Origin of the sequence: Streptomyces sp. Tu 3180, from assembly GCF_009852415.1 — a bacterium.
GTDB lineage: Bacteria > Actinomycetota > Actinomycetes > Streptomycetales > Streptomycetaceae > Streptomyces.
In genome coordinates this window covers 4,648,112-4,659,210 of sequence record NZ_WOXS01000002.1, presented here as the reverse complement: position 1 = coordinate 4,659,210, position 11,099 = coordinate 4,648,112, and the positions used below count along the sequence as shown (strand labels likewise).

Here is an 11,099-nt window from a genome sequence, read left to right as displayed (position 1 = left end):
AGTACTAGCGCCTGGTCCGTCCTGGACCGTGCCGAGTAGTCAACGTTCCACCCATGAGCTGACCACCGCCAGACATTCGCTGGCGTAGTGGCTCTGGATCCCTTGCGGGACCTAGATGCTCCTTAGAAAGGAGGTGATCCAGCCGCACCTTCCGGTACGGCTACCTTGTTACGACTTCGTCCCAATCGCCAGTCCCACCTTCGACAGCTCCCTCCCACAAGGGGTTGGGCCACCGGCTTCGGGTGTTACCGACTTTCGTGACGTGACGGGCGGTGTGTACAAGGCCCGGGAACGTATTCACCGCAGCAATGCTGATCTGCGATTACTAGCGACTCCGACTTCATGGGGTCGAGTTGCAGACCCCAATCCGAACTGAGACCGGCTTTTTGAGATTCGCTCCACCTCGCGGTATCGCAGCTCATTGTACCGGCCATTGTAGCACGTGTGCAGCCCAAGACATAAGGGGCATGATGACTTGACGTCGTCCCCACCTTCCTCCGAGTTGACCCCGGCGGTCTCCCGTGAGTCCCCAGCACCACAAGGGCCTGCTGGCAACACGGGACAAGGGTTGCGCTCGTTGCGGGACTTAACCCAACATCTCACGACACGAGCTGACGACAGCCATGCACCACCTGTACACCGACCACAAGGGGGGCTCTGTCTCCAGAGCTTTCCGGTGTATGTCAAGCCTTGGTAAGGTTCTTCGCGTTGCGTCGAATTAAGCCACATGCTCCGCCGCTTGTGCGGGCCCCCGTCAATTCCTTTGAGTTTTAGCCTTGCGGCCGTACTCCCCAGGCGGGGCACTTAATGCGTTAGCTGCGGCACGGACGACGTGGAATGTCGCCCACACCTAGTGCCCACCGTTTACGGCGTGGACTACCAGGGTATCTAATCCTGTTCGCTCCCCACGCTTTCGCTCCTCAGCGTCAGTATCGGCCCAGAGATCCGCCTTCGCCACCGGTGTTCCTCCTGATATCTGCGCATTTCACCGCTACACCAGGAATTCCGATCTCCCCTACCGAACTCTAGCCTGCCCGTATCGACTGCAGACCCGGGGTTAAGCCCCGGGCTTTCACAACCGACGCGACAAGCCGCCTACGAGCTCTTTACGCCCAATAATTCCGGACAACGCTCGCGCCCTACGTATTACCGCGGCTGCTGGCACGTAGTTAGCCGGCGCTTCTTCTGCAGGTACCGTCACTTGCGCTTCTTCCCTGCTGAAAGAGGTTTACAACCCGAAGGCCGTCATCCCTCACGCGGCGTCGCTGCATCAGGCTTGCGCCCATTGTGCAATATTCCCCACTGCTGCCTCCCGTAGGAGTCTGGGCCGTGTCTCAGTCCCAGTGTGGCCGGTCGCCCTCTCAGGCCGGCTACCCGTCGTCGCCTTGGTGAGCCGTTACCTCACCAACAAGCTGATAGGCCGCGGGCTCATCCTGCACCGCCGGAGCTTTCCACCATCAAGGATGCCCAAGATGGTCGTATCCGGTATTAGACCCCGTTTCCAGGGCTTGTCCCAGAGTGCAGGGCAGATTGCCCACGTGTTACTCACCCGTTCGCCACTAATCCCCACCGAAGTGGTTCATCGTTCGACTTGCATGTGTTAAGCACGCCGCCAGCGTTCGTCCTGAGCCAGGATCAAACTCTCCGTGAATGTTTACCGGCTGTCCGGTGACACATCACGAGAGCGGAACGGTCGGGCGGAATAGGCCCAACCGTTCACAGCGTCCTCGCTGTGTTTTTTCAAAGGAACCTCGACCATCCGAAACCGGATGGACGGGGTATCAACATATCTGGCGTTGACTTTTGGCACGCTGTTGAGTTCTCAAGGAACGGACGCTTCCTTCGTACTCACCCTCGCGGGCTTTCCTCCGGGCGCTTCCCTTCGGTCTTGCGTTTCCGACTCTATCAGATCTTTCCGATCCGATTTCCTCGGTGCTTTCCAGGTTCCCGCTTCCGCGTTTCCCTTTCCGGCGGTTCCGACTCTATCAGATCCTTTCGGGCCTGACTCCCAGTCAGAGGGTTTTGCCTTCCCGGCCGTTGGGCCGTTCCGACGAGTGAGACTTTAGCGGATTCCTGACTCCCGAGCTAATCGGGGGCCTGCACCCTTTCGGGCGCGGATTCCTCATTTCGCGAATACGCATGCCAATGACACGACGGCAGACAGACGACTGTCGTCGAGCAGTGGTGGTGGTGCGGAATGGCTGTCCGGGGACCGACCGGAGTCGGCTCTCACGTCGGACAACTCGGAGAACAGTACGGATCCGGTCGGGCTGTGTCAACTGCCGGCCTCGCCCCTCCTCCGAGGGCTACGCTGGTCCGCATGACGACGCGTACGTACTGCCAGTTCTGGTGGGCCGCCTGACGGCGGCCGTCCTGCGTATGCACTCATCGGCCGCCGCCTCGGCGGCCGATCTTGTTTCTCCTCCGGAGCTCCGAGGGGCGGCCGACCGGGACGGCGGCCTCGGACAGGAGACGGAGAAGAGATGACACGGGTCTTCAGCGGGATCAAGCCGACCGGACACCTGACGCTGGGGAACTACCTGGGGGCCATGCGGCAGTGGGCCGCCGTCGACCAGCACCGGGCGGAGGCGCTGTTCTGCATCGTCGATCTGCACGCGCTGACCGTGGACCACGACCCCGCGCGGGTGCGCAGGCTGAGCCGGCAGGCGGCGACGCTGCTGCTGGCGGCCGGACTGGATCCGCAGCTGTGCACGGTGTTCGTGCAGAGTCATGTGGACGAGCACGCGCGGCTGTCGTACCTGCTCGAGTGCGTGGCCACGGACGGCGAGATGCGGCGGATGATCCAGTACAAGGAGAAGGCCGCGCGGGAGCAGCGGCGGGGCGGGAGCGTGCGGCTGTCGCTGCTGACGTACCCGGTGCTGATGGCGGCGGACATCCTGGCGTACGGGGCCGACGAGGTGCCGGTCGGGGACGACCAGGCGCAGCACGTGGAGCTGACCCGGGACCTCGCGGTGCGGTTCAACCAGCGGTACGGGCACACGTTCGTGGTGCCGCGGGCCACGCATCCGACGGTGGCGGCGCGGGTGATGAACCTGCAGGACCCGACGGCGAAGATGGGCAAGAGCGACGACACGGGGCCGGGGATCGTCTATCTGCTGGACGAGCCGGACGTGGTGCGCAAGAAGGTCATGCGGGCGGTGACCGACAGCGGGCGGGACGTCGTGTACGACCGGGAGTCGCGGCCGGGGGTGGCCAATCTGCTGGAGATCCTCGCGGCGTGCTCGGGCGGGAACCCGGAGGCGTTGGGCGGTGTGTATGAGTCGTACGGCGCTTTGAAGAAGGACACCGCGGAGGCCGTGGTCGAGGTCCTGAGGCCCGTGCAGGAGAGGCACAAGGAGTTGTGCGCGGATCCTGGCTATGTGGAGGGGGTGCTGCGGGACGGTGCGGAGCGGGCGCGGGCCATGTCCCGGCCGATCGTGGATACGGCTTACCGGGCGATCGGGCTGTTGCCGGCGGGCGCGGACAGCGGGACCCCCGTGCTGAACGCGGCTCGGTAGGCGGGAGGCCGGTGGCGGGACGCGTCGTGGTGCGCCGGCGCGGCGCGTCCTCGCTGCCGAGGCCGGCCCCGTGGCAGTAAATCCCTGCTCACTGACCTTTGTGCCTCTGGGGTGCGGGGCGTCGGGACACCACGATCAGGGGCATGGACATCGCAGAGATCGCTGACAACGCGGCGCTGGTGGTCGTCGACGTGCAGAAGGGTTTCGAGGACCTCGCGTTCTGGGGGTCGCGGAACCACCCCGGGGCGGACGACAACATCGCCTCGCTCATCGACGTGTGGCAGGCGTCGGGCCGGCCGGTCGTGTTCGTGCGGCACGACTCGGTCAAGCCGGAGTCGCCGTTGTGGCCGGGGCAGGAGGGCAACGCGTTCAAGGAGTACGTGCAGGCGCGGCGCGGGAAGGGGGCGCGGGGGCGGAGCTGCTGGTGACGAAGAGCGTGAACTCGGCGTTCTACGGTTCGCCCGATCTCGACGCCTGGTTAAGGGGCGCGGGGATCTCCCAGGTCGTGGTGGTCGGGATCCAGACCAACCTGTGCGTGGAGACGACGGCCCGGATGGGCGGGAACCTGGGGTACGACGTGGTGGTGCCGTTCGACGCGACGTACACCTTCGACCTGGAGGGGCCGTTCGGCTGGAGGCTCAGTGCGGACGAGGTGGCGCGGGCGTCGGCGGTGTCCCTGCACGGGGACGGCTTCGCGCGTGTGGTGACCACGAAGGAGGTGGTGGACGCGGCGGGGTGACCGCGCCCGGTCGGGTCGGTCCCGTCAGTCCTTGGTGCCGGTGGCGAGTTCGCGGCTGCGGTCGCGGGCGGCTTCCAGGGCGGCGATGAGGGCCGCTCGTACGCCGTGGTTCTCGAGTTCGCGGATGGCGTTGATGGTGGTGCCGGCGGGGGAGGTGACGTTCTCGCGGAGCTTGACCGGGTGCTCGCCGCTGTCACGGAGCATGGTGGCGGCGCCGATCGCGGACTGGACGATCAGGTCGTGGGCCTTGTCGCGGGGCAGGCCGAGGAGGATGCCGGCGTCGGTCATGGCTTCGACCAGGTAGAAGAAGTAGGCCGGGCCGGAGCCGGAGAGGGCGGTGCAGGCGTCCTGCTGTGATTCGGGGACGCGGAGGGTCTTGCCGACGGCGCCGAAGATCTCCTCGGCGTGGGCGAGGTGGTCGGCGGTGGCGTGGCTGCCGGCGGAGATGACCGACATGGCCTCGTCGACGAGGGCGGGGGTGTTGGTCATGACGCGGACCACGGGGGTGCCGGTGGCGAGGCGGTCCTCGAAGAAGGCGGTGGGGATGCCGGCGGCGCCGCTGATGACCAGGCGGTCCGCGGGGACGTGCGGGGCGAGTTCGTCGAGGAGGGCGCCCATGTCCTGCGGTTTGACCGTGAGGATCAGGGTGTCGGCGGTCTTGGCGGCCTCCTGGTTGGAGACCGGGGTGACTCCGTGGCGGGCGCGGAGCTCTTCGGCTCGTTCCTGGCGGCGGGCGGTGACCAGGAGATCGGCGGGGGCCCAGCCGGCGCGGATCATTCCGCTGAGCAGGGCTTCGCCGATCTTGCCGGTGCCGAGGACTGCGACTTTCTGGGTCATGGCTGGGGGTGCCCTCCGGGGTGTGCGTCGTCCTGGTTCATCCTCGCACCCGGGGGTGCGGGGACGGGGGCGTGTCCGGTGGGCGGGACGGGTGGGGAGCGGTCATACCGTCCTGCGGCGCAGGGTGGCGGCGCCGAGGCCGAGGACGAGCAGGGCGCAGCCGGCGACGACCAGGACGTCGCGGACGAAGGCGGCGGTCATGTCGGTGTGCTTGAGGACCTCGTTCATGCCGTCCACGGCGTAGGACATGGGGAGGACGCCGGAGATGGTCTCGAGGACCGGGTGCATGGCGTCGCGGGGGGTGAAGAGGCCGCAGAGGAGGAGCTGGGGGAAGATCACCGCCGGCATGAACTGGACCGCCTGGAACTCCGAGGCCGCGAAGGCCGAGACGAACAGGCCGAGGGCGGTGCCGAGGAGGGCGTCGAGCAGGGCCACCAGGAGGAGCAGCCAGGGGCTGCCGGTGACGTCGAGGCCCAGGAACCAGAGGGCGAGGCCCGTGGCGAGGGTGGACTGGATGATCGCGAGGGTGCCGAAGGCGAGGGCGTAGCCGGCGATCAGGTCGCCTTTGCCCAGCGGCATGGCGAGGAGGCGTTCCAGGGTGCCGGAGGTGCGTTCGCGCAGGGTGGCGATCGAGGTGACGAGGAACATCGTGATCAGGGGGAAGATCCCCAGGAGCGAGGCGCCGATGTTGTCGAAGGTGTGCGGGCTGCCGTCGAAGACGTAGCGGAGCAGCAACAGCATCAGGCAGGGGACGAGCAGCATCAGCGCGACGGTGCGCGGGTCGTGGCGGAGCTGGCGCAGGACCCGGGCCGCGGTGGCGGTGGTGCGGGAGAGGTTCAGGGCGCCGGTCGGGGCCGGTGCGGTCGCCGCCGGGCGGGTGGTGCTCATCGGGTGGTCTCCTTGGTGCGGCCTGCCGCGATCGCCTCGTCCACCAGGTGCAGGAAGGCCGCCTCGACGGTCTCGGAGCCGGTGCGGGTGCGGAGGGCGTCGGGGGTGTCGTCGGCGAGGATCTCGCCCGCGCGCATGAGCAGGAGGCGGTGGCAGCGCTCGGCCTCGTCCATGACGTGGGAGGAGATCAGCAGGGTGGCGCCGCGTTCGGCGAGGGTGTGGAAGAGCTGCCAGAGGTCGCGGCGCAGGACCGGGTCGAGGCCGACCGTGGGTTCGTCGAGGACCAGGAGTTCGGGGGTGCCGAGGAGGGCCACGGCGAGGGAGACGCGGCTGCGCTGGCCGCCGGAGAGGTTGCCGGCGAGGGCGTCGGCGTGGCTGGTGAGGTCGACGTCGGCGAGGACGCGTTCCACGTCGTGGTGGCGGTCGGCGGTCGTGCGGCCGGGGTGGAGGACCGCTGAGAAGTAGTCGAGGTTCTGGCGGACGGTGAGGTCGTCGTAGACCGACGGCGCCTGGGTGACGTAGCCGATGCGGGTGCGCAGGGTGGGGTGGCCGGCGGGGAGGCCGAGGACGTCCAGGGTGCCGGAGACCTTGGCCTGGGTGCCGACGACGGCGCGCATCAGGGTGGACTTGCCGCAGCCGGACGGGCCGAGGAGGCCGGTGATCCGACCGCGCGGGACGGTGAGGTCGAGGCCGCGCAGGACCGTGCGGGGGCCTCGGACGACGGTGAGGTCCCGGGCGCGGACGGCCGGAGCGGTGTCACCCCGGCCGTCCGCGCCCGGCTCCTCGTCGCCGTGCGGGGTGTCCGGGCGCGGCGGCCCGGAGGAGTAATTCATCATGTGATGAATAATCCTCTCGGGTGCGGGTGGCGTCAAGCCGCTGCGGGGGCCGTCGCGAGGAGGACGACGTCGTACGTCTCCTCGACGACCCCGTCGGGGGAGACGGTCAGGAGGTGCCGCCGCTCCTCGGCCAGGTAGGCCGCGCCGCGTGCCTCGTCCTGGGTCAGGAGGACCGAGTGGCTGCCGAGGTTGGCCAGGTGCGTGTCGAGGGGGACGCGGCGGCTCCAGCGGATCTCGCGGCGGGTGAGGTCGAGGCAGCCCGTGGGGTCGGCGACACGGGCGTTGACGTTGCGTTTCTCGGCGGAGAGGTTCAGCCCGAAGTGCCGGTCGGTGCGTTCGGCCGCCTCGGCGATCCACGGCACGTCGAGCGCGTCGGTGTTCCACCACAGGGCGAGGGCGCCGCCCGGGCGCAGGACGCGCAGCGCCTCCGGGACGGCCCGGGCCGGGTCGGTCCAGTGCCGGGCCTGGGCGTAGGTGAGGAGGTCGAGGGACGCGTCGGCGAGGGGCAGGCGGTCGCCGTCGCCGCGGACGATCGGGAGGCCGGGGTGGCGGCGGCGGAACTGCGCCGCCATGCCGTCCCCGGGTTCCACCGCGAGCACGTCGGCGCCGCGGGCGTGCAGCAGCGCGGTCGCCATGCCGGTCCCGGCGCCGACGCCCGCGACGCGGGAGCCGGCGAGGGTGCGGCCGGCGAGTTCCTCGAGGGCGTCGAAGAGGGCGGGCGGGTAGGAAAGGCGGCTGGCGGCGTACTGGGCCGCGGCGGCGTTGAAGGAGCGGGCGCGGGCGGAGCGGTCGGGCGGGGTGACGGATCCGGCGGCGGGCGGCTCGGACGCTTCGGTGGACATACGGCCATGGTGGCCGTGGGACGGCGCCGAGGGGACGGGGCGGGGCGGGAAATTCTCCGTCGAGCCGGAGGAATCCCGCGGTGAGCCGCGGGTCAGGGGCGGCGGCGCTTCCCGGGGTTGCCCGAGCGGCGGGAGGACCGCTTGTCGTGCCGGGCGCGGGCCGTCTCGTACTCCTCGCGGTGGAGTCCCTCCCCCGGGGCCTCGGTCAGGGAGCGGAAGAAGTAGGCGAGGAGGGAGCCGACGAAACCGATGGCCAGGAGGCCGCGGAGGGAGGCCTGGCGGGCGGGGTCGGGACGGCGGGTGAAGCTCTCCCAGGTGTGGCGGAAGGCGAGGGCGCTGCAGACGGCGAACATCACGACCATGAGGACCGTGACGAAGCTGCCGACGTCGGCGATCCGGAAGCCCTGGTAGGCGAGGCGCAGGACGAAGCAGGAGGCGGCCGCGGCGGCGAGCGAGCCGACGGCGACGCCGACGCGGCGGGCGGTGTAGCCGCCGGAGTGGTCGACCCAGGTGGTGCCGAAGAAGCGGATGGGTTCGGGGCGGGGCCCGCCGGGGGTTCCCGCTCCCGGGGAGCCCGCGGTGCTGTCCGGGGTGCCGTTCTCTGCGCTCACGCGTCGATTATGGCTCCGGGTGCGCCGCGGGCTCCGGGCGGGATCAGGCGCGGCGCGGGGCGGGGAAGGCTCCGGCGGCGCCTGCGGGCGGGACCGGCCTGCGGCTCCGGAGCGCCGTGGGAGCGCTCCGGGCCGTCGAGGCGGGTCAGAAGGAGCAGCGCGGACGGATGTAGCCGTCGCTGCCGGTCTGCACGTACGCGTCGGAGACGAACTCGCCGTCGTCGATGTTGTCCCAGATGTTGGACGTGCCGTACGGGCCCGACACGGTGGTGCCGGGTGCCTGGCAGAAGATCGGGACCTTCGCCCCCTCGGGCAGCATCCGGACGATGGTGTAGCCGGTGCCGGGACCGCTGCGGACGTTCAGGCGGACGCCCGGGGCGACCGAGTAGTAGCGCAGAGTCGCGGTGGCGACCGCTTCCGGCGCGTCGCCGGTCTCCGTCACCTCGGCACGGTCGACAGACATGTGTACCTCCCCCGTGGGTCCCCATGGTTGTCATGGGGCCCCGTTGATTCCCCTCGAACATGACGCGCACACCTGTGCGTTCGCGGAACACGGAGGCTAGCAAGCCGCCTCTGTCCCGTACGAGTCATCCACTAGGCTCCGTGCGTCGCGCGTGCGGACGAACAGTACGGGGGTGGTCCCATGGCGCCACAGCAGAACGCCGGGGCGGGCGCGGAAGCGGAACTTCCTGATTACGCCGGTCACTACCGTCTGGAGTCCCGTCTGGGCTCGGGCGGCATGGGGGTCGTCCATCTGGCCCGCAGCACCTCGGGCATGAAGCTCGCGGTGAAGGTCGTGCACGCCGAGTTCGCCAGGGATCCCGAGTTCAGAGGACGGTTCCGGCAGGAGGTGGGCGCGGCCCGCAGGGTGAGCGGCGCCTTCACCGCGCCCGTGGTCGATGCCGACCCCGAGGCGGAACGGCCGTGGATGGCCACCCTGTTCATCCCCGGCCCGACCCTCTCCGAGCACGTGAAGCGGAACGGTCCGATGGCCCCCGCCCAGCTGCGTCGGCTGATGGCGGGGCTGGCCGAGGCGCTGCGCGACATCCACCGGGTCGGGGTGGTGCACCGGGACCTGAAGCCCAGCAACGTGCTGCTCGCCGAGGACGGGCCGAAGGTCATCGACTTCGGCATCTCCCGGCCGAAGGACAGCGAGTTGCGCACCGAGACGGGGAAGCTGATCGGCACGCCGCCGTTCATGGCGCCCGAGCAGTTCCGGCGGCCGCGGGAGGTCGGGCCCGCCGCCGACGTCTTCGCGCTGGGGTCCGTGCTGGTGCACGCGGCGACCGGGCGCGGGCCGTTCGACTCCGACAGCCCGTACGTGGTCGCCTACCAAGTCGTGCACGACGATCCCGACTTGACCGGGGTTCCGGACGAACTCGCGCCGCTCGTCCTGCGCTGCCTCGCCAAGGAGCCCGAGGACCGGCCCACGCCCGACGAGTTGATGCGGGAGCTGCGCTCGGTGGCCGCCTCGTACGACACCCAGGCGTTCATACCGGCGCAGCGCACGGGAGACGCGCCCGGGCCGGAGCCCCGGGCCCGGGAGACGGAGAAGCCGAAGAGGACGGAGAGGACGGAGAAGCCGGACGGGCCCGGACGGCGGCCCGGGCGGCGCGCGGGCGGGCGGGCGGTTCTCGGGGCCGGTGCCCTCGGTCTCGCCGCGATCGTCGCGCTGGCGGCCGTCCAGCTGTCCGGTGGTGACGGCACGGCACCGGGGACCGGCGCGCCCCGGGCCGCGTCGGCCGGGTCCGGCCCGTGGGTGGCGTCCGGGTCCGGGAACGGCACGCCCCGGTGTTCCCACGGGGCGGGGAAACTGCTCTGCGCGCAGACCGGGCGGGTCTTCGCCCTCGACCCGTCCGACGGCCGGCTGCTCTGGCGGCGCACCGTCACCGCGGCGGAGGGGAGCGGACCGCCGGTCGTGGCGGGCGGTCTCGTCCTGCTCCCGTCCGCGCGGGGCGGACGCCTGGAGGCGCTCGACCCCGCCTCGGGCACGACGCGCTGGCAGCGGAACACACCCGCGTACGGCGGACTCGCGTCCGCCGGGGGCACGCTGCTGCTCACCGGTGCCGACGGCAGGGTCACCGGCGTGGACGGCGCTTCGGGCGAGAAGAGGTGGAGCCGCCGTGTCCCCGGCCACGAACGGCCGTACTTCACCTCCTTCGCCGGAAACCCCCTGGCGTACGCGGCGAGCGCGTCCGACGACGGGACGAGCACACGGGTCACCGCGGTGGATCCGGACAGCGGTGAGGTGCGGTGGGACGCTCGGCTCGAGGGAGCGCTGGAGCCCGTCGGCACGACCGGGGAAACGGTCTTCCTCACCTCCGCCGACGGGGTCTACGGCGACACGGATGCCGTGGTCCGCTACACCCCGGCCACGGGGGCCACGCGCCGGGTGGCGCTCCCCGTCCCCCTCGAGCAGGCCCACGGCACCGTCCACGGGAACGTGGTCCACCTCATGGCCGCGGGCGGGTCCCTGGTCGCCGTCGACCTGGAGGCGGGGAGGCGGCTGTGGAGCCTGGAAACGGGTCTGGCCCGCGGCTCGGCGCCGGTCACCGACGGCCGGACCGTGTACGTCACCGCCCCCGACGGGCGGCTGCTCGCCGTGGACGCCCGCGGGGGGAGGCTGCTCGGGCAGACACCGCCGCGGCTCGGCGCGGACTCCGGCCGGATCGCGGCCGACCTGCCCGAGCCCGTGGTCGTCGGGCACCGCGTCCACGCCTCCGCGCCCGACGGCACCGTCTTCGCCGTCGACGGCCGCGATCCGGCCGCCTGGTAGCGCCGCACGCGCGAAGGGGCCGCCCCCGCACCGGCGGGAGGCGGCCCCGTGA

General features: G+C 70.5%; 8 protein-coding genes, 1 rRNA gene and 1 pseudogene. 3 read left to right on the top strand and 7 right to left on the bottom strand.

What is annotated here, in order from left to right; all coding sequences use genetic code 11:
• Positions 1-126 precede the first annotated feature (126 nt).
• Positions 127-1,651 (bottom strand): 16S ribosomal RNA (locus tag GL259_RS21900).
• Between the two features lie 832 nt (positions 1,652-2,483).
• Here GL259_RS21900 and trpS point away from each other — a divergent pair.
• Both trpS and GL259_RS21890 read left to right on the top strand, forming a co-directional pair.
• Complete coding sequence (trpS, locus tag GL259_RS21895) at positions 2,484-3,518, top strand: tryptophan--tRNA ligase (protein WP_159535064.1); 1,035 nt, start codon at positions 2,484-2,486, stop codon at positions 3,516-3,518.
• Positions 3,519-3,661: 143 nt separating this feature from the next.
• Positions 3,662-4,257, top strand: a pseudogene (locus GL259_RS21890) (cysteine hydrolase family protein).
• Positions 4,258-4,281: 24 nt separating this feature from the next.
• On the opposite strand, the gene proC reads toward GL259_RS21890, so the two are convergent.
• The 6 genes from proC to GL259_RS21860 form a co-directional block, all read right to left on the bottom strand.
• On the bottom strand, positions 4,282-5,094 hold the full coding sequence (gene proC, locus GL259_RS21885; protein WP_159535063.1) for a pyrroline-5-carboxylate reductase: 813 nt from the start codon (positions 5,092-5,094) through the stop codon (positions 4,282-4,284).
• Between the two features lie 102 nt (positions 5,095-5,196).
• Positions 5,197-5,982: an ABC transporter permease gene (locus GL259_RS21880; RefSeq protein ID WP_159535062.1), complete on the bottom strand. Its 786-nt coding sequence runs from the start codon at positions 5,980-5,982 to the stop codon at positions 5,197-5,199.
• Entirely contained in the window at positions 5,979-6,818 is an 840-nt protein-coding gene (locus GL259_RS21875) for an ABC transporter ATP-binding protein (protein ID WP_159535061.1), read from the bottom strand. The genes GL259_RS21880 and GL259_RS21875 overlap by 4 nt, the downstream gene beginning before the upstream one ends.
• Positions 6,819-6,850: 32 nt before the next feature.
• The gene (locus tag GL259_RS21870; protein WP_159535060.1) at positions 6,851-7,660 is read right to left on the bottom strand and encodes a class I SAM-dependent methyltransferase; all 810 of its coding nucleotides are present in this window, start codon (positions 7,658-7,660) and stop codon (positions 6,851-6,853) included.
• Between the two features lie 92 nt (positions 7,661-7,752).
• Entirely contained in the window at positions 7,753-8,271 is a 519-nt protein-coding gene (locus GL259_RS21865; protein ID WP_159535059.1) for an EamA/RhaT family transporter, read from the bottom strand.
• Positions 8,272-8,416: 145 nt separating this feature from the next.
• Entirely contained in the window at positions 8,417-8,734 is a 318-nt protein-coding gene (locus tag GL259_RS21860; RefSeq protein ID WP_159535058.1) for an SH3 domain-containing protein, read from the bottom strand.
• A 180-nt stretch (positions 8,735-8,914) separates the two neighbouring features.
• On the opposite strand from GL259_RS21860, the gene GL259_RS21855 reads away from it, so the two are divergent.
• On the top strand, positions 8,915-11,047 hold the full coding sequence (locus tag GL259_RS21855) for a serine/threonine-protein kinase (RefSeq protein WP_159535057.1): 2,133 nt from the start codon (positions 8,915-8,917) through the stop codon (positions 11,045-11,047).
• The last annotated feature ends 52 nt before the right edge of the window (positions 11,048-11,099 follow it).